Consider the following 22888-nt stretch of genomic DNA (forward strand, 5'->3'; position numbering starts at 1 on the left):
GTTTGATTTTAAAGATTTAGAAATTTTATGTTACTTTGATTGCATACTTGCCTTTTTGAGTAATGCCAAGTGTTTTTGAAATCTCAGAGTTTGTTGGATCTACTACTAGAACTACTCCACTCCAATCTGGTGTTAAATCTGATGATTTGCATACTGGACAAACTTTTCCAACTGTTACATACTTGCATTTTCTGCATGCCATTTCTCGTGCCATCTTAACTTGCCTCTACTTTAGCTTCTTTTGCTGGTTCTTCTGCACCACCAGAAGATTTCTTAATTTCTTCTGCAATCCATTCATCTGCACCAAGGAATGGTTGTCTGCATGTGATTCCAATTTTTCCCATTGCAGCTGCTTTACCTAATGATACTGCGGTAATTCTTGCACGAAGTGTAGAACCAACTTTTAGTGTTCTTCCACTTTGATTAGCTAAAATCATTCCAGATTTTACATCACTCTTTAGGTAATCATCCATTACTTGTGACAAGTGAAGTAATGCATCAGTAGGACCAATTCTTACAAATGCACCAAAGTCTGTAATGTCTACAATTTCACCTTGTACAATTTCTTGTAATTTTGGATAAAATGTTAATGCTTCAAATTGAACTCTATGGAATGTTCCGCCATCTCCGGCAATCATCTTTCCCATCTCGTCTACTTTGGCATCTAAAATCATAATGATATAACCTAAATCTGCATTAATCATACTCTCGTACTTTTCTTTGAGGATGTTTACTGCTGCCTTTTTGAGTGTGGTTCCAAACAAGCTTGGAGGAATCCTGACAACATCAACTAGGGTAGATATAGAAAACAACTGTGCTGTTTTTCTTGAATTTCAATTTATGAATCTTTGGGTAATTTGAGCACATTTTTCCAAAGATTTTGCTAATTTTCCAAAATAATGATAATTTCTTTTTGCCTCCGACTTATGTTTAAATAATGTAGACGGGTTTTTTGACGCAATGGTTGGCATAGATCAAGTTCTTGAAAAACTTAGTACTGTAATTGATCCTGACTTGAAAAAAGACATTGTATCAATGGGAATGATCAAAGACTTGGAACTTAATGATGGCAATTTGAAATTTACCTTAGAATTAACTACTCCTGCATGTCCTTTCAACGTCGAAATTGAAGATGATGTAAGAAAAGCAATCGGTGAACTCACTGAATTGAAAAACTTTGACATGAATGTAACTGCAAAAGTTATGGAAGGACGTTCACTTGATGCAGACACTGGAATGGCTACCGTCAAAAACATTATTGGTGTTGCAAGTGGAAAAGGTGGTGTAGGAAAATCAACCGTATCTCTGAATTTAGCTTTAGCACTACAACAAACAGGTGCAAAAGTTGGATTACTGGATGCTGATATCTACGGACCAAGTATTCCTTTGATGCTTGGAATGAAAGATGGATTTATGGAAGTTGAAGACAACAAACTTCAACCAGCAGAATCAAACGGTCTCAAAGTTGTTTCATTTGGTTTCTTTGCTGAACAAGCACATCAAGCAGCAATTTACCGTGGCCCAATCATATCTGGTATTCTTAAACAGTTTCTAGTTGATACAAACTGGTCTGACTTGGATTATCTTATTGTAGATCTTCCTCCGGGAACTGGTGATATCCCATTAACTCTTGCACAAACAATTCCAATTACTGGAATTCTAGTTGTTACAACTCCTCAAGATGTTGCAAGTAATGTTGCAGTAAAAGCAATTGGAATGTTTGAAAAACTAAATGTTCCAATTATTGGTGTTGTTGAAAACATGAGTCACTTTATTTGTCCTAATTGTGATGAAAAACATTACATCTTTGGTGATGGTGGTGCAAAGAAAATTAGTGAACAGTTTAACATGCCTTTCTTAGGTGAAATTCCATTAAACTCTGGAATCATGTCTGGCTCTGATTTAGGAAAACCAATCATGATTACAAATCCTGATTCTCCAAGTGCAGATGCAATTAGAATTGCTGCTAAAAATATTGCAGCACAATGTAGTATTCTTGCAGCAAAACTTCAAGAAGAGATGGAGTCTGAAGGCTCTAATGAAGAATCTGCTCCAGAGGCAAGTACCAACTAGAATCGATTTTTGTGAAGTTACCTAATTCTCTAAGAGAGCAAATGAAAATTCCTTTAGGTGTTCTTTTACCTGAAAGTCAGACTGATAAGGAAACTATTCTCAAACACATTGAACAAAATTCCTACATAATTACAGTTGGTGATAGAACCACTGAAAAGATGATTAGTTTTGATTTAATTCCGTCATTGCAAATTGTAGATGGTATAGAAAAAAGAGAAAAAAGAGAACCGCCAAAACTTGCAAATGCCACTGAGATAACTGTTGATAATCCTCCTGCCGAAATCACCTCTCAAAGTATTGATTTAATCAAAAAGGCATTTTTGATGGAATCTCCAATACGGATTCTTGTAACTGGCGAAGAAGACCTTTTGGTATTGCCCGTTTGTATTCATGCACCTGAAAATTCTGTTGTATTGTATGGTCAACCAAATGAAGGACTAGTGATAGTCAAAATTACTTCCGAAATTAGAAATAAAGCACAAAGTCTACTTGATTTAATGGAATAACGGGGTATGATGAGACGGTGGCTGTATGACTCGTGATTACACTACTAAAACCTCTGACCCTATTAATTCATAATTTTGAAGAATGAAAATCAACCAAATTTCTTACAACAATTGACATTCCAAGATAAACACAGATTACATGATTGGATAATGTGAAACTTGATCCTGAACTCAAATTACAAATTTTAGAAAAAGTTGGAATTTACTCTAACAGATTCTCCATTTCTGAACCCACAATTCTATTAACTACAAAAGAAGTTCTAGATGCTCCAAAGGAGATGACTGAAGGAAGACGTACATCTGCTTACAAGTATTATGGGGTGTCCTATCTTCAACACAATCTAGTTTTCATAAATGTAAGAAAAATCCCTGATGAAAAGACTCTTGAAAATACAATTGTTCATGAATTGATCCATATGCGATTTCCATATCTTGCACATGGAAAAAGATTCAACAATCTAGTGAGACAGGGCTTGCGTGGCAAATCCTTTTTGCCATATAGGAAAAGAAGCAAAGTTTCCGCTATTTGATTTATATTTCCCAGAAATAGGCAAGCGAGTATAACATGGAAATCGCTGAGATTCTGCCATTTATCGCAGGAATTGCATCATTTTTAGTTGCCGGCGGATTAGTTGCTTGGATTTCAAAGCAACCTTCTGGAACACAAGAGATGATGGATATCTCAAATGCAGTCAAAGTTGGCGCTGCAGCATTTCTAAAAAGAGAGATGAAAATTATCATTCCTGTTGCAATTGCATTAACTGTGATTATTGGAGCATTTCTTACTCCATCAAATGGTCTTGCATTTGCAGTTGGTGCAGCATTATCAGCTGTTGCAGGAATTATTTCATTAAAAATTACAGTAAAAGCAGCAGTAAGAGCTGCACATCTTAGCAGCGATGGACTTGGAAAGACATTTGCTATGGCCTTTAGAGGCGGAGCAACTGTTGGTCTTGCAGTACCTGCAATGGCATTAATGGCAATCGCTGGTCTGTATGTTATATTTCCTGACCCAATCACAATTGCTGGTGTGGGAATTGGTGCAAGTCTAATTGCATTATTCATCAGAATTGGTGGCGGTATATTCACAAAGGCTGCAGACATGGGTGCAGACTTGGTAGGAAAAGTTGAAGCAAACATCCCTGAAGATGATCCTAGAAACCCTGCAACTATTGCAGACAACGTAGGAGATAACGTTGGAGATGCAGCAGGAATGGGTTCTGATGTTTATGAATCTTATATTGTTACAATTTTAGCAGCATTACTAATTGCAGCATTAATTGGCGCACCAAACTATTTCCTTTATCCAATCCTTATTGGTTCCTCTGGAATGATTGCATCAATTATTGGTGTTGTCATTGTTGGCTCTAAAGGTGTGACTGATGTAATGAAACCCCTTAATCGTTCGTTTTATGTTTCAGCTGGAATTGCAATTGCATTAAACTATGTATTTATCACACAATTCATTGAACAGTCTTCTGCAGGAATTGCTTTGTTTGGAACAACAGTAATTGGTGTTATTTTAGTACCTGTGATTCAAAAAATCACAGACCAATACACTAGCTACAAACATGGACCAGTAAACGAAATTGCAGATTCTGCAAAGTGGGGATATGCATCATTAACATTAATGGGAATTATCAAAGGAATGCAATCAACAGGACCATTCATGATTGCACTAGTTGTTGCAATTATCATCTCATACAGTATTGCTGCTGCTGCAGCTCCTGAAGGTGCAGACCCAGTATTGTATGGAATATTTGGAACTGCCTTAACTGCAATGGCAATGCTAAGTCTTGCAGGAATTGTTCTAAGTATTGATGCATTTGGTCCAATTGCCGATAATGCCGGTGGTATTGTTGAGATGACTGGAATGGGTGAAGAAAATCGTAAAGTTACAGATGAGATTGATGCAGTTGGTAATACTACTAAAGCAGTTACAAAGGGATTTGCAATTGCAAGTGCTGCACTAGCTGCATTGGCTATGATTCAAGCATTCCAATTTGAGGCTGCTCATGTCTTTGAGGGTGTTTTAGATTTAGATTATAGTTTAACAAATCCTGCAATTATTGTTGGTCTTTTGATTGGTGGATTGATTCCATTTATCATTACTGGCCAACTAATTAACGGTGTATCTCGTGCTGCTGGAAAGATGGTAGACGAGGTAAGAAGACAATTCAAATCAGATCCAGGAATTCTTACTGGTGAATCAAAACCTGATTATGCTAAATGTGTAGATATTGCAACTGTTGCTTCTATCCGAGAACTTTGGAAACCTGCAATCGTTGCAATCATTTCTCCAATAATTTTGGGTGTTTTACTAGGTCCAACTGCAGTAGCTGGATTACTTATGGGTTCTGTAGTTACTGGAATCCTACTTGCATACCACTTGGCAAACACTGGTGGTGCATGGGATAATGCAAAGAAATTAGTTGAAATGAAAGGTGAAAAAGGCTCTGAAGTTCACAAAGTAGCAGTTGTTGGTGACATCATTGGTGATCCTTACAAAGATACAGCAGGTCCTGCACTTAACACTGTAATCAAACTCTTAAACACAATTGCAATTGTATTCGTGTCTGCATTTGTTGCAATTATTGCACTTTAATTTTCATCAACAATCAAAGTCATATCTAATTCATCAATCTGAGCTTGAATTGCTTTTTTCAAAGTTTTATTGTGTGCATCACAGAATTTGAAGTAATTATCTGCAGTTTGAAAACAACCACAAATCCATCTTGTTTTCTTATCTCCTTCTACTGTCCACTTTGAATATTTTTGTTCATCCATACAAGCAAGTATGTTGTTAATCTAAAAAATGTGTCTTATAGAAAAAGGAAAAAATGTTTAAGGACAGCCTTCCATTTTTTGGATAAAGTAGCCGTTTTCCTTAATTGCCTGTTCAACAGGCTCTGGTGCTCCTTGGGAGTGGCAAAACTGACATTCATTTTGAGTCATTGTTGCATTTTCTTCTCCAATGGATTTTAACCACTCTTTACCATATGCAATGGCTTTATCGTGATCTTTTTCACCAGTAATTACATCAAAGTGCATGGTATGACCATCTGCTGCTTTGACATAAGTGTCGTATACGTGAATTTCCATAATTTTAATCAAAAAAAGGCATATTTAATTCAAAATGATATTCTAGAGCATGAAATATGAAATCCATGTTGATGTTGATTCTAAAAAAATAATATTAGAATTAGATGACTCTCATTCTCCAAAAACTGTAAATGAGTTTATTGAAAAACTACCCTTTACTGTGGATCTTAATGTTTGGGGTGATGAAATCTATTCTTCAAAGTCTCCAATCAATCAACCTGAAGAAAATGCAAAATCTCCTGTAGAACTAAATGATGTTGCTTACTGGCCAACAGGTAAAGCTATCTGTTTATTTTATGGGTCTACTCCAATTGGCAAACCCGGGGAAATAACACCTGCCTCTCCTGTAAACATTCTTGGTAAAGTGATATCTCCAGACAAGTCAATTCTTGAAATGGCTGATGGAACACAGGCCACATTTCGGAAGGCTTAATTTTCTTCAATTATAATTTCTTTAATTTCTGATTCTAGTATGTATGCTTTAAAATCCTTGTTTACTCCTGAGTAAATTATCCATACAACAGGATTACTTTGCATGAATTTTTTATCTGTATTTGATGGATATGCCTCAGAATTTGGATGTGAGTGAAAAATACCTATGACATCTACTCCTTTCTCTTCTGCAATCTTGTATCCTTCAATAAGTTGGTCATTTGAAATGGTAAAGTTTACTGGTGATTCTTCAATATTTTTTGTCAAAAATACTTCTGAAACAACACCTGCTTTACCAAATAATATTGCACATGATTCATTTGGTCTTTCACTTTCAGCATGCTCTGTTAGAATTTTTTTATCTGAACTTGTTAAGATAATTTTCTGCAAATCTATTCTACGTTAACAGTTCCGACCATCCATGGATGGAATGTACAGTAATAATCAAAAGTTCCTGCTTCTGTAAATGTAAATTCAAAACTATCTCCTGCCATCATCATCTCAGAATCAAATACTCCTGTTGCATCTGCAGGTGGTATACCTGATGTTACAGTGTGTACTGTGTTATCTGCATTATCCCATAGAATGGTATCTCCTACAGATACTGTGATTACTTCAGGATCATAATAAATTTGACCTTCTTCTGGAAGTGCTGCTCCTTCTGGCATTACTACTTTGATTGGCTCTTTTGCACCCTCAATTGTTAATGTTGCAACCATCCAAGGATGTACAATACAAAAGTATTCGTATTCACCAATTTCCAAATTAGTTGTATCAAGTGTAAATGATTCTCCTGCTCCTAATAGTCCTGTGTCAAATGTTTCTCCAAAGTCTGCAGAACTAGTTGCAGTGTGTGCAACAGAATCTACATTTATCCATTCTACAACATGCCCTTGTTGAACAACTGCTGCATCTGGTCCATAATCTGGATTTCCTTCTTCAGCTGAGCCCTCAAGAATTTCAATTGTAAATACTGGTCCTGTTGGTGCAATCTCTTCAACACTTGGTTCTTCTACTTCTACTTGTGGAATCATATATTGGTCTGGACTAACAAATCCAAATGCAACCCATGCAATAATTCCTGCAGCTGATGCCATTCCAACTATGGAACCTACTGGTTTCAAATATTGTGGGTGCTTCATTGCAAGATATGCTATGATGATTGCAGGAAACGCTATTGCCAACAAGATTCCAGCTATTGTAACAGTATAAGCCGAAGTATTCATCGTAAATGCATACATTCCAAATCCTAAGGAAATGGAGGCAATTACCAAAACTGTTGCCTTTGCTCTATTGCTAGTTGAAACCCCTCCATCTAAGATGCCTGTTGCTAAGAAAATTAGTCCTATGAACATAGTAAGACCAGTCAATGCATGCATTCCATCAATGAATGTGTGTGCTATCTCAGCATATGATATGACAACTCCTGCCAATCCTATGGCTGTGAGTCCCATTCCTGGCATCATGAGGTCCCAATTACTCATTTAACGTAGCTGGTAGGACTGAGATACTTATTCCTTTTGAAATGGTACGGATCAGTGGACGAAGAAATTAAATGGCTTTGGACTAGGATAGAGTGAGATTGGGATTTAATGAAATAATGGAGATATCCAAACCGCGGATAGTTGTTCTTCTGGTAATTACAGCAGTTACATCTATGTATGCTGCAAGTAAACTAGTTCCAGGTACTCCTGAACTAGATTATTGGTCATATCTCCACATCATTATTGCAGGTGCATTGGCATCAGCTGGATCTAGTGCTCTGAATCACTACTATGACAGAGACATTGATCCAAAAATGGAGCGAACAAGCAAGAGGCCTATTCCCTCAGGACGAATGGCAGCATCTAATGTTTTGATTTATGGTCTAGCTGTTAGTTGTGTCTCTGTAATTTACGGATTTTTTGCATTAAATGCAGTTTCTGCATTCTTTATTGCAGTAGGAATTTTCTCTTATGTTATAATTTACACTGCTTGGCTCAAACGCCTAAACACCTCAAATATTGTAATTGGCGGTATTGCAGGTAGTGCAGCTGCATGGGCTGGTTGGTCTGCAGCTACAGGAAGCATGGATCTCTTAGGATTCTTAGTTGGATTCCTTGTTTTTGTCTGGACACCTTCGCACTTTTGGTGTCTTGCAATGAAAATTAAAGATGAATATGCACAAGCTGAAGTTCCAATGTTGCCTGTTGTTATTGGAATGCAAAAAACTTCAAAGTATATTTTAGGAAATACAATAATTTTAATTCCTTACTCTTTGATACTTTCCTTTATTCCAGATGGAATGGGAGTTGTATATACTGTAATTGCAGCTGTATCTGGTGGATTAATGTTGGCATATCACTACAAACTTACAAAGACTCCAACGTCTGAATTTGCTTGGAAAGCATACAAAGTTACTGCTCCTTATCTTACAATAATTTTTGTAGCTGTTGCATTAGATGCAGCATTCCACATTCCTTTGTTTTAGGAATTACTTTTCAAAACCTGGGAAACTTGCTTCATAGTCTTTTTCCATCATTTCCTTGTTTTGCTCATCGATTTCATCGACTTCTTCTTTAACTATGAAAACCTCAATTCTGCGCTCATCTTTTGTAATCCAAGATACTTTGATGAGTCCAAGAATTTCTAAATCTAATAAAATTTTGTTAAATTTGGCTTCTTCTATGGCAAATCCATCTTTTGTTAAAATTTTGTAAAGCTCAACATCTGTTAGTGAACCTGCATCTTTAATTTTGTCAAATACTGTATTTCTGATTGGAATTGCCATTTTTATCCGTAGAATGTTTTATCTCCTGTCTTTGGTACCACGTTAGATATACTTTCCTTCACTGAACTGTACCATTGATCAACTTCTTTTGTAATTGAAGGTCTGATCTGTTTCAAACTGTTTGCAAAGTCTTGACTGGATATTTTTGTTACATTATTTTGCATGGCTTGAACTGCAGCTTCTCTACATAATGCAGCTAAATCTGCACCTGTATAGTTTTGAGTTGCAACTGCAATTTCTTGTAATTTCACATCACTAGTTAATGGCATCTTCTTTGTTAAAATTTTGATAATTTCTAAACGTCCTTTCTCATCAGGAGGTCCTGCATACAAAACTAAATCTAATCTGCCTGTTCTTAACAATGCATTATCTAGCACATCTGGCCTATTTGTTATTCCTATAACTACAACGCGTGAAGAAATTCCTTCTTCAATCTCTGTTAGTAATTGACTGAGAATATTTTCTCCTGCTCCACCTTCGCCTGATTTACTACGTGCTAGTGAATCCAATTCATCAAAAATTACCACACATGGGGATGATGCTTTTGCTTTTCTGAAAATTTCTCTAACAGCTTTTTCTGATTCTCCGAGCCATTTTGAAAGAATTTCAGGACCTCTAACTAAAATCATATTTGCACCTGTTTCTGTTGCAAGTGCTCTTCCAAGCAAAGTCTTTCCACATCCTGGTGGTCCATAAATTAATGCACCTTTTGGTGGTCTTATTCCCATCTTTGTAAATTTACTTGGTTCATTCATTGCCAAAATTAGATTATCTGTTAGTGCTTTTTTGATTTCATCTAATCCTCCTACATCTTGCCACCAAACTTTAGGGCGTTCAACATAAAACTCTCTCATTGCAGTAGGTACAACCTCATGCATTGCATCGTAAAAATCGATTAACTTGATCTTCATTGATTGTAATACTTCAGAAGGAATCTTTTCTGTTTCAAGATCTATTTCTGGTAGATATCTTCTGATTGATTTCATTGCAGCTTCTCTGCATAGTGATTTTATGTCTGCCCCAGTGTATCCGTGTAATTCTGATGCTAAATCTTTTAGATCAATATCATCATCAATTGGCATTCCTCTTGTATGAATTTGGAGAATCTCTATTCTTCCATCTTCGTTTGGAACTGAAATCTCAAATTCTCTGTCAAATCTACCTGGTCTTCTAAGTGCTGGATCTACACTGTCTGGTCTATTTGTTGCTCCAAGAACAATTACGTTGCCTCTATCATTTAGACCATCCATTAAAGCCAAAAGTTGTGCGACTACTCTTTTTTCAACATCTCCGTATGCCTCTTCTCTTTTTGGCGCAATAGCATCAATTTCATCGATGAAAATTATGCTTGGAGAATTGTCTTTTGCTTCTTTGAAAATATCTCTTAGTTTTGCTTCTGTTTCTCCGTAATACTTGTTCATAATTTCTGGACCATTAATTGGGAACATGTTAGCTTCTGATTCACTTGCCATAACTTTTGCAAGCAAAGTCTTTCCACATCCTGGTGGACCGTAAAGTAAAATTCCACTATGAGGCTCGATTCCTAATCTGGAAAATAATTCTGGGTGTCTTAGTGGAAGTTCTACTATCTCTCTCATTGCTTTTACTTTTTCACCTAATCCTCCAACTTCTTCATATGTCACTCTGACTTTTCTATCAACTGCAGTCTCTGTTGAAATGTTTAGTGTGGTAGAACGGTCAATCTTTACTACTCCCTTTGGTGTAGTTTTTGTAATTTTAAAGTCCATTGAATTTCCTAAAATCATTACTGAAATTTCATCCCCATGTGTAATTGGCAATCCTTTTAATCGATTTTTTACAAAATCTGTAAATTCTTTGTCTACTGTAACTGAATCATTAACTGGGGTTAAAGAAACAGATTTTGCAATCTTTGATGTTACTTTTCTAATCTTTACAATATCATTTAGTGATGCTCCCACATTTTTTCTTGTTTGTCCATCAACTCTGATAATGTCTGGGAATTTTTCATCCTCATCTACTGGCCAAATTACTGCACAACTTGTTCTTGAACCCATAACCTCAACAATGTCTCCTGGAGTTACTTTGAGAAAATCCATAGCTTCAGGACCAATTCTAGCTCGTTTCTTGCCTACGTCTCGTTGTTTTGCTTCTCCGATTCGCATCTGCAAAGGTTCTTCTTTGCGTACCAAAAAATCACCTATTTCATGTCAACTGACATGCGGCTCATGTTGAGGACTTCAAATTCACTTACACCCTCTGTACCTTTAACAGCATTTTCTAATGCGTCACTCTGACCTTCTTTGTCTTCTAAAACAAATTCTGCTTTCAAAAATTCTAAACCAAACGCTAATGGTTCTTTTGCATGTCTCTTCATTGCAATTCCTTCTGGTAATGTGTTTTTTAGATTCTCTGCTAATTTATCAAGATCTACATCGGTTCCTTCTGGAAGAATTTTTGTGATGAATAATAATTGTGCCATTTTCTAAGGTCCCTGCGTATTACATGATGAACAAGTGTAATTTCTTGCTGATTCTCTGCAACTTTGACATCTCCAAATTAAATCTGCACCGCAATCTGGACAATTGAATTTTACACATTTATCATTAGGCATAATATGTCTGTGACAACAACTACATGTTGGTAATGATATTGTTGATGATGACATACCACGATTTTCTGCAAACATCATTTATACCTTCCTTAGAATTTGGGCGTGTTTTTACCGAAGTAATTTTTTAAATTCTCCGCCAATTAGAGTCTGAGCTGTTTTAATTGATCCTTTCAATCCTAATAATTTTACAATAGAACTTGTATGAAAATCAAAATCATCTTTTTCTGATATGTCTTTAAGAATTTCTGGTGTAATTGATTCAAATAATTTATTGATTGTATTGTTGTCAAGTCTCTCTAAAATTTTTCTTGCAAAAATTTGTTTTTCAAATTCTTTTCCAAATCTATCTGTCCACTTGATTTGATACTCTTCTAGTTTTGACTTATCATTTGTTTTTAGAAATTCTGCTATTGCTTGTCCTGCATAGACTCCTCCCATACCACTAGTGAAAATTCCTCCTGCTGTAGTTGGCTTTGCTTGTCCTGCTGCATCGCCTACTATTACGGTATTTCCTTCTACAAATTTTTCAACTGGACCTTTTATCCAAATTGGTGCAAAAATCTTTCTTATTGTGGAATATTTTCCCTTTTCTTCAAGAATATTTTCTATTGTTTCTGCAACATTGATTCCTCTTCCTGCAACTCCAACTTTTCCTTTTCCTTCATTAGATGGAATTATCCATGCAAAGAATCCTGGATATTTTTCTTGATCAAAAATTACTTCGACCTTTCCTTTTTTTATCCAGTCTGCATAGATTTCATATTGTGCAGATGATAAAATACCTGTTCTATCTTTGTGGATTAAAGATGACACTCCTCTTGCATCAACAAAAATCTTGCAATCAGCACTTTCTTCATTTGTTCTAATTCCAGTTTCAGTCATTTCCTGAAAACTAGTTCTAACTTTGATTATGGCTCCATTCTTTTGGGCTTGAAAAGCAATTTGTTTATCTAATTCTCTTCTGCTAATTTCTACGACTTTTTGCTTTTTTGAGTTTAGCAAAAAACTTTTTCCGTCGGGAGCAGTAATCTCAGCTGATTCTATCATATGATCAAATGTTTTTCTAAATGGAATTATTCCTAGTTCTTCTAATCCTGAAATACTGACTAGTCCTCCACAATGTTCTGGTGTGCCTATTTCATAATCTTCTTCAATTACTAATACGGAGAAACCTTTTACAGCAATCTCTCTTGCACAAAGTAATCCTGCGACACTGCCACCTGCAACCACTACATCAAAGTACACAGTTTTTGTTTCTTTGTCAATTATTTAATTCAAAAGTTTTTCATTATGCCTGTATTTGATAATGGTATGGGCGATATCAAACAGGTTATTGTTGTTAGAACTGACCTTGAAATGGGAAAAGGAAAAATCGCTGCACAGGTAGGACATGCTTGTGTTCTTGGTGCAGAACATGTACGAAAATCACATCCTGAATGGTATGAACAATGGTGGAGTGGACAAGAAAAAGTGGTAGTCAAAGTTTCTGGTATCAAGGATTTACAGGAAGTAAAGAAACACGCAATTGATTTGAATTTACCTTGGTCTGAAGTTACTGACGCTGGTCATACTCAAATTGCTCCTGGAACCACTACGTGCATTTCAATTGGCCCTGCACCTGAAAATCTTATTGACAAAGTGACTGGAGATTTAAAGTTACTATAGATATTTGGAATAAGATATAACAAGGAAAGTTTGCTTTTTTATTTGTGAAAAAACAGACCAAAGGAATTTTGGCTTTTGCATTTTTAGGTGGAATTATGGTAACTTCTGGAGTTGTTATTGCAATTCCTGGACTTGCACCTGATGAAGAAACTCCTGAAATCACTATTACTGGAACTCCTGCAGATAATTTCCCTGATGAGGATCGTCCTAGGTTTTGTGGTTCTGGAAATGCAAAGTCTACTGACTTTGTAACAGAGTATTCGATTCCAACTGATTGTACAAATCCTTTGGCAATTGTTACTGATTATGATGGTAATGTTTGGTTTGCCCAAACAAACACTGGAAAACTAGCAAAATTTGATCCTACTACTGAAACATTTACTGAATATGATAATCCAACATGGCCAAAAAATGGCCGCTCTATGATGTGGGGAATAGACTATGCTCCTGATGGTTCTGTATGGTTTACTGATGAAACCTTTGATTCTGTTTGGAAATTCTCAACACTAGATGAAAAATATGATAGGCTTGGATATCCATCTGAAACTGATTCTTTACCTCAAAGACTTCACATTGATGGGTCTCAAATAATTATTAATGATTTTACTGGAAACAAACTCACATTCTTTGATATAGGTCAATCCACAGGTGATGTTGAATACATCAGTCTTCCTTCACCTGTTGATAACTCTGTAACTGCTGACTTTACATTGGATAGCGATGGTAATGTTTGGTATACTAATTGGCTCTTCCAACAAGGTGGTGTTTTGATAAAATTTGATCAAAATGGATATAGAAATGCAGTTCAAGAATCTGGACAAGAATTCTTTGCAGGAGAAATGTTTACTGAAATTTACCAATTACCTGTGGAATTACTTACTCCAAATGGAGCTGTTATCTCTAATGATGGAAAAATTTGGTTAGCTGATACTACATCATCTTCCTTCTTTAGTTTTGATCCAATAACTGAAGAGTTTACTCAATATGTGACAGCTGATCCATTACTTAGCACATATGGAAATCAAACTGGTGTAATCAAAACTCCTATTTCCAGACCTTATTGGATTGATTCAGATGATCAAGGTAGAATCATTTTCAATGAACAAAATGCTAATAACATATCTATATTTGATCCAAAATCTAACTCTCTAGTTGAATATCACGTACCTTCTAAGAATCCCTATTGGGGTGACTGTGATCCTGGAACTGGTTTGATGGTTGCAGATTGTGGATTAGCACAAATTTTTGATTTTGCAGTAGATGGAGAAAAAATCTGGTTTACTGAATGGGTTGAAAACAATATTGGCGTAGTTGACACTTCTGTTCCACTACCTCTTGAAATACAATTAGGTTCTGATACATTATTCCTTTCTAGTGGAGACATGGACCACGTACCTGTTTTAGTCTATCCTAAAACGAGTAATTCAATTGGTGCATCTGTAATTTTATCCTCCACCCATGATTTCTTGAAGACAAAATTAACTCATAATAGTAGTGAAACTTTCCAATTAGACTCCAATGAACCTCAAACAATTCATGTTGATATTATGGCTACTGACGATGCAGTTTCAGGAACATATAAGATTCTAGTTGGTGTACAAACATCTGATGTTGCCATTGGAAAATTCATTACAGTGACAATAGAGTGATTCCCAATTTAGATTCCCAAATTGGAATTTCTGTTTATAGTACAAAATTTGCTGGCATTGGTGGAAAAATTCGTGTAACTCCAGAAGATTTTGAGGTTTCTGAAAAAATTTTAGAAAAAACATACAATTCAATTAATCAAGAAGAAGGATATGCTGTTTACAAATTAAAAAAGAAAAAAATTGATACTAATCATGCCTTATTTGATATTTTTAGAAAAAAAGGAATTAGATTAAAGTCTCTGGGATTAAAGGATGCATCTGCAATTACTGAGCAGTTTGTTTGTGCTGGAAATAAAGGTAAAGCAGTTGAAGATTACTCTACAGAAAAATATTCTCTTAAAAAAATTGGTTTTGTAAAAAAACCCCTTTCAAAGAAAGACATGGTTGGCAATCACTTTAAAATTAAAATTTCTGAATGTTCTGATGGATTGTCTTCTTTTACAGAATTTGAAAATATTTTAAATTTTTATGGTTATCAGCGATTTGGCTCAAAAAGACCCGTAACTCATCTAATAGGTAAAGCAATCCTTCAAAGAAACTTTGATGATGCAGTTGAACTAATTTTGTCTTTTACTTCTGAATATGATTCAAAAGAAAATAATGAAATTCGACAAAAACTTACTGACAAACAGAATTACAAACAATATTTTGAAAAAATCCCAAAACAAATGGATGTTGAAAGAATTGTCATAAAAGAAATGATTGAGAATAGTGATTCATTTCGTGCAGTACGTGCAATACCTCTATCTTTGAGGAGATTTTATGTTCAGGCATATCAATCATTTATCTTCAATCAATCACTAAGTGCTGCATTTACTGATGGCGAAAATCTGTTTGAATCTGAATCAGATGACATTTGTTTTGATCATAAGGGAATCATTGGAAAATTCATCAAGGGATTAGATCAAAAATTGGCATTACCTTTTGTTGGCTATTCTTATTACAAAAAAACAAGATTTGATCATCAAATCTCCAAAATACTCAAACAAGAAGAAATAACTCCAAAAGATTTCTTTATCAAAGAGATGCAGGAAGTTAGTGGTGAGGGTGGATTTAGACAGGCTGTAATAGACTGTTCTGATTATTCTTCTCATGATGATGTTGTGGAATTTACTTTATCTAGAGGTTCATTTGCAACAATTATTTTCAGAGAAATAATGAAGCCCTCTGATCCTATTTTTGCTGGTTTTTGAGATCTATTTTAAAAAATATTTTCTTAGATGTCTTTAAGTTGATGTCTTTTTAAAATATTTTTGATATGGAGAAATCTTACATGTTAATTAGTTGTGAAATTGGTGAAGAACAATTTCTTTACTCTCAACTTAAAGAGATCCCTGAGGTGAAAAACTGCTTGGTAACATTTGGCAGTTATGATGTAGTGGCTGAATTTGAAACTGACACTCAATCCCAAATGAATGAAGTAATCACAACGAAAATTAGAAAATTAAAGAAAATTCGTAGTACTATAACACTTCGTGCAATGAACTAATTGCGTTTCACTACTCTCAAAATCACTCCTGATATTATGCTGATGATTCCTATGATCATAATTTGTAATCCATATGTTATCCACTTAGGATTGGAATACATGAATGATGATTCCGGACCTATGATTGACTGCCCTTGAAAATGAAATATTGTTCCTAGTATCGTAATAATTCCTCCAATTATTACTAATAATGTGCCTAATTTCATAACCTGACTAGTTAATCTCTCCTAAAAAGGGTAAAGAGAATTGATAATTTGACCAAATGATTTTTGGATTTGGTCTTTAATGATTTTGGTTTGATTATGTAGAGTGTATAACTGGACTAACTCTTACGAGTCAAATGAACACAAGTACTTGGGTTTGATACTTTTTGGTGTATCTGCATCACTTGCAGTAATTCTATTTCTAATCTTTCATCCTCAAATTGAAGAAATTAACAAACAATCTCCAATTCTTATCAATATCATGTTTCTTCCAGCTATGGCAGTTGGTTTTCTATATGGTGTGAGGATCACTGAAAAAGCCGTTAAACCCTCTGAAATTAGAAGTCCTCTAAAGCGCTCAATTGTGAAAATTTTCTTGTTCTTCTTTGTTATTGGTGGTATGTTTAGTTCTGTTAACTTTGCAATAAATGGCGGCAGTATCATGCCTGAAGTTTCAATCTTTGAAGATGGATTGTTAACATGGCTTAACAGTTTCATTGTTGCAAATGGTGGTGCCACATTTCTAATTATTACAAGTATTGCATTGATGGCCGCAGCTACTAAAAGAATCGTGGGGATGAATTCTGGATTTCTAAATAGAATGGTGACTTCGGTTGGAACTTTTGTATTTGTTACAATGCTGGTCCTTAGTTTTACAAAATCTGATCCTACTTCCTCAGGTGTCTTTTTGTATACCTTTTATCAAGCAGGAATTGTGGGTGGGGCCTTTTTTGCAATGAATAGACTAACAAAGAATCAAAATATGTTAGAAGACTTTTCAAACGGATTTTAGAAATTATTCATCTAAATCTACGTAAATTCCTGAGATTTGATTATTGATTCTATCCCAGTATTTTTCACAACCATCTGTCTTGAAATCATTTGCTTTACATTCGTTAAAGTGCATTGTGTTCTCTCTTTGTAAATTATCTGCATATAACACATCATCTGCCATAAACAACCCCATTATCCCAATAACTGCTAGTGATGCAGCTACTGCAATCATTGCATATCCAACTTTTGCATGATTGTGAGGCTCTTTCATTTAAAAAAAATCAATCACTCTTGAATTTAATCTTTTCAAGTTCATTTTTTGCGATCAATTTTGTGGTACTAGGTAATTTTCTTGGAAAAGAAGAAAAGTTAGTTGTTCAAAATATTCCTATTGAGTATTCAAATTCTACAATATGAGTTCTTGGGACCTATCCCTCTTGATGAATGGGGTCCACCAATGGAAAAACTCGTATTTCTAATCATGTCTAGGGATAAGGATCGATTCAACATTGTTTATGCTGGTGATTGTGACAAAACAGATGATAAATCATTTTTTGTTCAACATTCGGGTTTCAAATGTTGGGTTGAAAAATCAGGATCTGAAAAATCACTATATCTTGCAATATTGCCTCTTTTTGATGCAAGCAAAGAACATCGGGAAAACGTTCTAAACAAAATCAAAGTAGGTTATAAGCCCCCATGTAATTCAGGTGAGATTGTTGAACCAAAACCTGATTATGTTGTTCGAAAATCTCCTGATCCTGAAAAATTTTTGTGTCCTTGCTGCGGTTCTGAAATGAAGGCAGAACAATTTCTAGAAAAATCTACACTCTATAGATGTAGCAGCTGTGGAATTAGTGACACTAAACTTAATTCTTGACTTTATTTTGAACATCAAAGAGCTGTAGTGTTAGCAAATCAATTGCTTTTTTCAAATGACCAAATTCATTTATTGAATGAATCTGTCCTTCTACTAGTGCTCTCATAATTTTAATTGAATTTTTTTGATAGTCGTCTGATGCAACAATTTCCATGGCATTAATTTTTGACAGTAAATTGTCTAATTCCTTTATCATCTCATCTGATGGTTTGTGTTTTTCCATGAGTATTCAAAATGATTTTGATATATGAATTGTTACAACAGGTCTTCATCAATTTCTTGTATAGGATCCAAGTATTGCTGGCATGTACATGTTGGAATCTGACAATTACCCATTTTCATTAATGAATTGCTTTGCTCATTTGGAACATGTGCTTCATCAGTATGATGACATCTCTTACAATTCATACTGGAAAACATTCACTCCGATATTTAACTAGTCATGGGATTAAAACTGCTCTAGCTTCAATCTCTGAATCTTTTAATTTTTTAAGAACTTTGTTTGCATCCTCTAATGGAAATACTTCAGACACTACTTCGATATTTTTTTCATCACATGTCTTGATTACTTCTTCCATGTCTTTAGTTGAACCAATCAAAGTTCCTCTGATTGTCTTTTCTTCAAATGCTACAAAAGATGGATTCTCCCCAATTGTTGCAATCACCACCATTCCACCTTTCTTTATGGCTTTGATTGCAGTATCAGTTACAATGTCTGCAGGTGCAAAAACAATTGCAGCATCAAGTAATCCATGTTTTTCTTTTAACTTTTCTAAAAATTCTTCTTGATTTTCAGAAAACTGCATAGCATCAATTGCGCCTAATCTCTTTGCAACCTCTAGGTGACTTTGAGACCTTGAAAATGCAATAACATCACATTCTTGCACCTTTGCAAATTGTACTGCCATGTGTCCAACCCCTCCAATTCCAAAAATTCCAATCTTTTTGTGAGTTTGTGGTTCTGCAGCTTTAACTGCTTTGTATGCTGTAATTCCTGCACAAAACAGTGGAGCTGCATACTCTGGTCTCATAGAGTCTGGCACCTTAGTTGCAAAGTCTTCAGTTACTGTAACGTATTCTGTATATCCTCCTTTGAGAGTTTCACCAAGAATAATTGAAGATTCACACAAGTACTCTTTTCCTTCTTTACAATATTGACACTCTTTGCATGCTTCTAGTAATGGTGTTATTCCTGCCCTGTCGCCAACTTTGAATTTTGTAACTCCACTTCCAACTTCGACTACTTTTCCTACAACCTCGTGTCCTGGAACTGTTGGTAGTTGTGGTGGAATTCCAAGATCTTTCCAATCTCCTTCTATTCCGTGTAGTTGTGAATGGCAAACTCCACATGCTTCGATTTTCAGTAAAATTTCATTTGGTCTTTCAATTTTATGTCTGTCAATCTCTGTTAGCTTTAATGGATTTGTTTCAATTGCAGCACATTCAGATAGTACCATTGCACGCATCTTGTCCATAAACTACAACTTTTTTCAAATAATTTTAAGATTCGCTCTGACCCATTAGAAAAATAAAGGACACAAATTATCCTATTTTGTGCCTGAAATTACTGATGAAGATAAAGAAAGAGTAGAATTACTACGCCTTGTATCTAGTTCAAAAAATGAATTCAAAAATCTTACTCTTGAACAACTAAGGAGACTGCAAGAATTAGTTGAGAAGAAAGATTACAGTCATGACAAAAAGGCCCATAAATCCAAAGTAAAACTACTTGGAAAAATCAATGTTAGAATTTATGAAATAACTGAAGGAAGAGGAATTTGGGGTTAACCAATTAAGTACAAATATCAAAACAAATCTGAAAAAATGTGGCAGAAAATAATCTCATTCATGAAACCAGTCCTTATCTTCTTCAACACGCGAACAATCCTGTTGATTGGTATGGTTGGAATGATGAATCATTAAAAAAAGCAAAAGATGAAAATAAACCCATCTTCCTTAGTATTGGTTATAGTTCTTGTCATTGGTGCCATGTGATGGCACATGAATCATTTGAAAATGAAGATGTTGCAAAATTCATGAATGAAAATTTTGTAAACATCAAGGTTGACAGAGAAGAACGACCTGACATTGATGATATTTACCAAAAAGTTTGTCAGATAGCTACTGGCCAAGGGGGATGGCCATTAAGCATTTTCTTAACACCTGACCAAAAACCGTTCTATGTGGGAACCTATTTTCCAGTATTGGATTCTTATGGACGTCCCGGATTTGGAAGTATTTGCAGACAACTCTCTCAGGCTTGGAAAGAAAAACCTAATGACATTGAAAAATCTGCAGAAAATTTCCTTGATGCTCTAAATAAAACTGAAAAAGTTTCTGTTCCTTCAAAATTAGAAAGATCAATTCTTGATGAGGCGGCAATGAATCTCTTCCAATTAGGTGATTCTACATATGGTGGATTTGGTTCTGCTCCAAAATTTCCTAATGCTGCAAATGTCTCATTTTTATTTCGTTATGCAAAATTGTCTGGACTCTCAAAATTCACAGAATTTGGGCTTAAAACTCTCAAAAAAATGGCAAATGGGGGAATATTTGATCAAATTGGAGGTGGATTCCATCGTTATTCTACAGATGCAAAATGGCTTGTTCCTCACTTTGAAAAAATGCTTTATGATAATGCACTAATTCCTGTAAATTATGCTGAGGCATTTCAAATAACAAAGGATCCTTTCTATCTTGATGTCCTGAAGAAAACACTAGATTTTGTTTTACGTGAAATGACTTCTCCTGATGGCGGATTTTACTCTGCATATGATGCAGACTCTGAAGGTGTAGAGGGAAAATTCTATGTTTGGAAAAAAAGTGAAATTAAAGAAATCCTAGGTGATGATGCCGATATTTTTTGTCTCTTTTATGATGTCACTGATGGTGGGAATTGGGAGGGAAATAACATTCTGTGTAACAATCTGAATATCTCTACAGTTGCATTTAATTTTGGAATTACAGAAGATAAAGTTAGAGAAATCCTTCAATCATGTTCTCAAAAACTACTTGATGCTCGTTCCAAACGAATTGCTCCTGGATTGGATGATAAAATTCTAGTTTCCTGGAATTCATTAATGATTACAGCATTTGCTAAAGGATACCGTGTAACAAATGATTCGCGATATCTTGATGCTGCAAAAAACTGCATTTCGTTTATTGAAAATAATTTATTTTCAGAAGGCAAATTATTGAGAACTTATAAAAATAAAACTGCAAAAATTGATGGTTATCTGGAAGATTATTCTTATTTTGTCAATTGTCTATTGGATGTATTTGAAATTGAACCTGATCCAAAATATCTAAAATTATCTCTCAAACTAGGTCATCATTTAGTAGATCATTTCTGGGATTCAGAAAATAGTAGCTTCTTTATGACTTCTGACAACCATGAAAAATTAATCATTAGACCCAAAAGCAACTATGATTTGTCCTTGCCTTCGGGAAACTCTGTTTCTGCATTTGTTATGCTTAGACTATTCCATTTTACTCAAGAGCAACAATTTCTGGAGATTGCTATGAAAATCATGGAATCTCAGGCACAAATGGCTGCTGAAAATCCCTTTGGATTTGGATATTTACTAAATACGATTTCAATTTATTTAGAAAAACCTGTTGAAATCACAATTATCAATACTGAAAATTCTCAACTGTGCGAATCAGTTGTTTTAGAATATTTACCAAATGCAATTATTGTTACAATACAAAATTCTGAACAACTATCTGCATTATCTGCATATCCTTTTTTTGCAGGAAAGTCTTTTGAAGAAAAAACATCTGCGTTTGTTTGCAAGAACTTTACTTGTTCATTACCTTTACATACAATTGATGAAGTAAATTCAAATCTTTAGATTTTCTTTAAGTTAATTTCAATTGTATTGCCTACTTGAGGTCTTTCCATTCCATCATATCTTGATTTTGGCATCGCAATTGTAATCTGAGTTTGCTGATATGATTTGATGTTTACTGTGGGCTGGGCTGACATTATTGCTTCAAGTAACGGCATCACCTGCTCTTTTGTTTCTGAATCAAGTTTTTTTGAAACATTCTCAATGATCATCTGTTTTTGTGAAATTGGTTCAGTTGATACGTTTTCAATTAATGTTAATTGTACAACTTGTCCATTATCTACAATTTGAGTTATTTTGAATTCATTTGTCGCTGACATGCTTTGGTAGGTTTTCTTTATGATTTATCTTTAACGAATTGAAAAATATAATGCAACTATCGCTGTGACTACTGCTGCAGCTGTTCCTCCCCAAAAAATTATTTTACTGCCGTCTACGTTCATGTTTTTTCAATTTTTTTTCAGAATTAAACTGTATTGATTTTTTTAAAATTTGAATAACTATTATTTTCTAATTATCTTCTTTGGTTTCTGATTTTGAGTCGTCTGCATCTACCTTGACTTCTTCTATTTTATTAGGCTCAATTATGGCCTTTTTTATCAATGCCGCACGGCTTTTTATTATCTCATTAAATTCTCTCATATCTTCTAAACTTGGGGTTTGTTGTTGGTTTTGATATGCTTGTAAAAATCCTGAATATACACACCCGGTGATGATTCCAAATGCTGTATCTGGAACTGACTCGACTTCTGGGACAAAATTTTCTGCAATCTGGGTATATGCTTCTGATTCACTAATGTAATAATCAATTAAACTATCTATGAAATCTTTATTCTCTTTTGAGATTGCCATGTTTTTCTTTAACTTCTGTTTATTTAACTGTCATTGGTTAATCGTTTAT

General features: G+C 34.9%; 31 protein-coding genes. 14 read left to right on the forward strand and 17 right to left on the reverse strand.

Annotated features, from left to right (window positions below; translation table 11 throughout):
- Nucleotides 1-25: 25 nt before the first annotated feature.
- Nucleotides 26-214, reverse strand: coding sequence for a transcription elongation factor subunit Spt4 (gene spt4 / locus ACX12B_RS06540; protein ID WP_012215619.1), 189 nt, complete (start codon nucleotides 212-214; stop codon nucleotides 26-28).
- A 1-nt stretch (nucleotide 215) separates the two neighbouring features.
- Nucleotides 216-812 (reverse strand): DNA-directed RNA polymerase, encoded by a 597-nt coding sequence (locus tag ACX12B_RS06545; protein WP_459353232.1) that lies wholly within the window; start codon nucleotides 810-812, stop codon nucleotides 216-218.
- 148 nt (nucleotides 813-960) lie between these two features.
- Here ACX12B_RS06545 and ACX12B_RS06550 point away from each other — a divergent pair, with 148 nt between their 5' ends.
- From ACX12B_RS06550 to ACX12B_RS06565, 4 genes are all read left to right on the forward strand, one after another.
- Nucleotides 961-2073 (forward strand): Mrp/NBP35 family ATP-binding protein, encoded by a 1113-nt coding sequence (locus ACX12B_RS06550; RefSeq protein WP_459353233.1) that lies wholly within the window; start codon nucleotides 961-963, stop codon nucleotides 2071-2073.
- A 41-nt stretch (nucleotides 2074-2114) separates the two neighbouring features.
- Complete coding sequence (locus ACX12B_RS06555) at nucleotides 2115-2579, forward strand: GTP-dependent dephospho-CoA kinase family protein (protein ID WP_459353234.1); 465 nt, start codon at nucleotides 2115-2117, stop codon at nucleotides 2577-2579.
- Nucleotides 2580-2731: 152 nt separating this feature from the next.
- Entirely contained in the window at nucleotides 2732-3109 is a 378-nt protein-coding gene (locus ACX12B_RS06560; protein ID WP_459353235.1) for a hypothetical protein, read from the forward strand.
- Between the two features lie 35 nt (nucleotides 3110-3144).
- A complete protein-coding gene (locus ACX12B_RS06565) occupies nucleotides 3145-5184 on the forward strand; it encodes a sodium-translocating pyrophosphatase (protein ID WP_459353236.1) in 2040 nt (679 codons plus the stop codon).
- On the opposite strand, the gene ACX12B_RS06570 is transcribed toward ACX12B_RS06565, so the two are convergent.
- Both ACX12B_RS06570 and ACX12B_RS06575 read right to left on the reverse strand, forming a co-directional pair.
- Nucleotides 5181-5366 (reverse strand): hypothetical protein, encoded by a 186-nt coding sequence (locus ACX12B_RS06570; RefSeq protein ID WP_459353237.1) that lies wholly within the window; start codon nucleotides 5364-5366, stop codon nucleotides 5181-5183. The two genes, ACX12B_RS06565 and ACX12B_RS06570, sit on opposite strands and share 4 nt — an antisense overlap.
- Before the next feature lie 57 nt (nucleotides 5367-5423).
- Nucleotides 5424-5681, reverse strand: a complete 258-nt coding sequence (locus ACX12B_RS06575) for a DUF2024 family protein (RefSeq protein WP_459353238.1) — start codon at nucleotides 5679-5681, stop codon at nucleotides 5424-5426.
- A gap of 49 nt (nucleotides 5682-5730) precedes the next feature.
- On the opposite strand from ACX12B_RS06575, the gene ACX12B_RS06580 reads away from it, so the two are divergent.
- Nucleotides 5731-6114: a cyclophilin-like fold protein gene (locus ACX12B_RS06580; protein ID WP_459353239.1), complete on the forward strand. Its 384-nt coding sequence runs from the start codon at nucleotides 5731-5733 to the stop codon at nucleotides 6112-6114.
- Here the strand turns inward: ACX12B_RS06580 and ACX12B_RS06585 are convergent.
- Both ACX12B_RS06585 and ACX12B_RS06590 read right to left on the reverse strand, forming a co-directional pair.
- Nucleotides 6111-6503 carry a M67 family metallopeptidase gene (locus ACX12B_RS06585; protein WP_459353240.1) on the reverse strand — a complete coding sequence of 131 codons (393 nt, stop codon included), beginning with the start codon at nucleotides 6501-6503 and terminating at the stop codon, nucleotides 6111-6113. The two genes, ACX12B_RS06580 and ACX12B_RS06585, sit on opposite strands and share 4 nt — an antisense overlap.
- A 2-nt stretch (nucleotides 6504-6505) precedes the next feature.
- A complete protein-coding gene (locus ACX12B_RS06590; protein ID WP_459353241.1) occupies nucleotides 6506-7597 on the reverse strand; it encodes a cupredoxin domain-containing protein in 1092 nt (363 codons plus the stop codon).
- A gap of 98 nt (nucleotides 7598-7695) precedes the next feature.
- On the opposite strand from ACX12B_RS06590, the gene ACX12B_RS06595 reads away from it, so the two are divergent.
- Nucleotides 7696-8583, forward strand: coding sequence for a heme o synthase (locus ACX12B_RS06595; protein WP_459353242.1), 888 nt, complete (start codon nucleotides 7696-7698; stop codon nucleotides 8581-8583).
- A 3-nt stretch (nucleotides 8584-8586) separates the two neighbouring features.
- Here the strand turns inward: ACX12B_RS06595 and ACX12B_RS06600 are convergent, their stop codons facing one another.
- Genes ACX12B_RS06600 through ACX12B_RS06620 form a run of 5 tightly spaced genes read right to left on the reverse strand, consistent with a single transcriptional unit; the run spans nucleotide 8587 to nucleotide 12721 of the window.
- Nucleotides 8587-8883, reverse strand: coding sequence for a hypothetical protein (locus ACX12B_RS06600; protein WP_459353243.1), 297 nt, complete (start codon nucleotides 8881-8883; stop codon nucleotides 8587-8589).
- Between the two features lie 2 nt (nucleotides 8884-8885).
- Nucleotides 8886-11054: a CDC48 family AAA ATPase gene (locus ACX12B_RS06605; RefSeq protein WP_459353244.1), complete on the reverse strand. Its 2169-nt coding sequence runs from the start codon at nucleotides 11052-11054 to the stop codon at nucleotides 8886-8888.
- Between the two features lie 8 nt (nucleotides 11055-11062).
- Nucleotides 11063-11344: an elongation factor 1-beta gene (locus ACX12B_RS06610; protein WP_459353245.1), complete on the reverse strand. Its 282-nt coding sequence runs from the start codon at nucleotides 11342-11344 to the stop codon at nucleotides 11063-11065.
- 3 nt (nucleotides 11345-11347) lie between these two features.
- Nucleotides 11348-11530: a zinc finger domain-containing protein gene (locus ACX12B_RS06615; protein ID WP_459353246.1), complete on the reverse strand. Its 183-nt coding sequence runs from the start codon at nucleotides 11528-11530 to the stop codon at nucleotides 11348-11350.
- Between the two features lie 54 nt (nucleotides 11531-11584).
- Nucleotides 11585-12721 carry an NAD(P)/FAD-dependent oxidoreductase gene (locus ACX12B_RS06620; protein ID WP_459353247.1) on the reverse strand — a complete coding sequence of 379 codons (1137 nt, stop codon included), beginning with the start codon at nucleotides 12719-12721 and terminating at the stop codon, nucleotides 11585-11587.
- Nucleotides 12722-12787: 66 nt separating this feature from the next.
- Here ACX12B_RS06620 and pth2 point away from each other — a divergent pair, with 66 nt between their 5' ends.
- From pth2 to ACX12B_RS06645, 5 genes are all read left to right on the forward strand, one after another.
- Entirely contained in the window at nucleotides 12788-13141 is a 354-nt protein-coding gene (gene pth2, locus ACX12B_RS06625) for a peptidyl-tRNA hydrolase Pth2 (protein ID WP_459353291.1), read from the forward strand.
- A gap of 44 nt (nucleotides 13142-13185) precedes the next feature.
- Nucleotides 13186-14790: a Vgb family protein gene (locus ACX12B_RS06630; protein WP_459353248.1), complete on the forward strand. Its 1605-nt coding sequence runs from the start codon at nucleotides 13186-13188 to the stop codon at nucleotides 14788-14790.
- A complete protein-coding gene (truD, locus tag ACX12B_RS06635) occupies nucleotides 14787-15983 on the forward strand; it encodes a tRNA pseudouridine(13) synthase TruD (RefSeq protein WP_459353249.1) in 1197 nt (398 codons plus the stop codon). Before ACX12B_RS06630 ends, truD begins: the two co-directional genes overlap by 4 nt.
- A gap of 65 nt (nucleotides 15984-16048) precedes the next feature.
- Nucleotides 16049-16279 carry an Lrp/AsnC ligand binding domain-containing protein gene (locus ACX12B_RS06640; RefSeq protein ID WP_048069680.1) on the forward strand — a complete coding sequence of 77 codons (231 nt, stop codon included), beginning with the start codon at nucleotides 16049-16051 and terminating at the stop codon, nucleotides 16277-16279.
- 309 nt (nucleotides 16280-16588) lie between these two features.
- Entirely contained in the window at nucleotides 16589-17275 is a 687-nt protein-coding gene (locus tag ACX12B_RS06645; RefSeq protein ID WP_459353250.1) for a hypothetical protein, read from the forward strand.
- 3 nt (nucleotides 17276-17278) lie between these two features.
- Here ACX12B_RS06645 and ACX12B_RS06650 read toward each other — a convergent pair whose 3' ends face one another.
- Nucleotides 17279-17527: a hypothetical protein gene (locus ACX12B_RS06650; protein ID WP_459353251.1), complete on the reverse strand. Its 249-nt coding sequence runs from the start codon at nucleotides 17525-17527 to the stop codon at nucleotides 17279-17281.
- A gap of 120 nt (nucleotides 17528-17647) precedes the next feature.
- Between ACX12B_RS06650 and ACX12B_RS06655 the strand changes: the two genes are divergently transcribed.
- Nucleotides 17648-18136, forward strand: coding sequence for a hypothetical protein (locus ACX12B_RS06655; protein ID WP_459353252.1), 489 nt, complete (start codon nucleotides 17648-17650; stop codon nucleotides 18134-18136).
- On the opposite strand, the gene ACX12B_RS06660 is transcribed toward ACX12B_RS06655, so the two are convergent.
- From ACX12B_RS06660 to ACX12B_RS06670, 3 genes are read right to left on the reverse strand one after another with little or no spacing between them, the layout of a single operon-like run.
- Nucleotides 18126-18359 carry a hypothetical protein gene (locus ACX12B_RS06660; protein ID WP_459353253.1) on the reverse strand — a complete coding sequence of 78 codons (234 nt, stop codon included), beginning with the start codon at nucleotides 18357-18359 and terminating at the stop codon, nucleotides 18126-18128. The two genes, ACX12B_RS06655 and ACX12B_RS06660, sit on opposite strands and share 11 nt — an antisense overlap.
- A gap of 32 nt (nucleotides 18360-18391) precedes the next feature.
- A complete protein-coding gene (locus ACX12B_RS06665; protein ID WP_459353254.1) occupies nucleotides 18392-18544 on the reverse strand; it encodes a hypothetical protein in 153 nt (50 codons plus the stop codon).
- A gap of 32 nt (nucleotides 18545-18576) precedes the next feature.
- A complete protein-coding gene (locus tag ACX12B_RS06670) occupies nucleotides 18577-19611 on the reverse strand; it encodes an alcohol dehydrogenase catalytic domain-containing protein (protein ID WP_459353255.1) in 1035 nt (344 codons plus the stop codon).
- 79 nt (nucleotides 19612-19690) lie between these two features.
- On the opposite strand from ACX12B_RS06670, the gene ACX12B_RS06675 reads away from it, so the two are divergent.
- Together ACX12B_RS06675 and ACX12B_RS06680 are read left to right on the forward strand one after the other, a co-directional pair.
- On the forward strand, nucleotides 19691-19924 hold the full coding sequence (locus ACX12B_RS06675) for a hypothetical protein (protein WP_459353256.1): 234 nt from the start codon (nucleotides 19691-19693) through the stop codon (nucleotides 19922-19924).
- Nucleotides 19925-19962: 38 nt separating this feature from the next.
- On the forward strand, nucleotides 19963-21990 hold the full coding sequence (locus ACX12B_RS06680; protein WP_459353257.1) for a thioredoxin domain-containing protein: 2028 nt from the start codon (nucleotides 19963-19965) through the stop codon (nucleotides 21988-21990).
- Here the strand turns inward: ACX12B_RS06680 and ACX12B_RS06685 are convergent.
- Nucleotides 21987-22307 carry a hypothetical protein gene (locus tag ACX12B_RS06685; RefSeq protein WP_459353258.1) on the reverse strand — a complete coding sequence of 107 codons (321 nt, stop codon included), beginning with the start codon at nucleotides 22305-22307 and terminating at the stop codon, nucleotides 21987-21989. The genes ACX12B_RS06680 and ACX12B_RS06685 overlap by 4 nt on opposite strands.
- A 190-nt stretch (nucleotides 22308-22497) precedes the next feature.
- Nucleotides 22498-22839, reverse strand: a complete 342-nt coding sequence (locus ACX12B_RS06690) for a hypothetical protein (RefSeq protein WP_459353259.1) — start codon at nucleotides 22837-22839, stop codon at nucleotides 22498-22500.
- Nucleotides 22840-22888: the final 49 nt, after the last annotated feature.

It is taken from the genome of Nitrosopumilus sp. S6, assembly GCF_054515815.1.